Here is a 503-nt window from a genome sequence, read left to right on the forward strand (position 1 = left end):
GTTGCTGTCAGTGTGATCGTTTGGGTTGTTCCAGCTCCTGAGAGTGTTACTCCAGCTGCTGGACTTTGAGTCACAGTTACTCCTGCGTCACAGTTGTCAGTTGCAACAGCAAGACTCGTGTAATCTGGAATCGAGAACTCACAGTTTGCATCCACTGGCTCGTTCTGATCGCCAGGGCAAGTGATCTGCGGATCGATATCATCGATTAGCGTGATCACAAAGCTGCAATCGCTTGTGTTACCTGCGTTGTCGGTAGCAGTCAAAGTAATGGTCTGGGTAGTACCTTCACCTGAAAGTACGTTGCCTACAGCCGGTGATTGAGTAATCGTAACATCCGCGTCACAGTTGTCAGCGGCTGTTCCCAAAGAAGTATAGTCAGGAATTGAGAACTCGCAGTTCGCATCCGTTGCCACGTCAAAGTCAGCCGGGCAGGTGATTGTTGGGTCGATGTCGTCAATTAGTGTGATCGTGAAAGAGCAGTCTGTACTGTTCCCTGAAGCGTC

1 protein-coding gene is annotated in these 503 nt (G+C 49.9%); it reads right to left on the reverse strand.

Annotated elements, in window-relative coordinates; translation table 11 throughout:
• Nucleotides 1–503: HYR domain-containing protein (locus tag ABHV44_RS16205; protein WP_459075758.1), on the reverse strand; the 503-nt coding region annotated here is incomplete at both ends.

Origin of the sequence: Halocola ammonii (assembly GCF_049334165.1) — a bacterium.
Lineage (GTDB): Bacteria > Bacteroidota > Bacteroidia > Flavobacteriales_D > Sanyastnellaceae > JBEGHD01.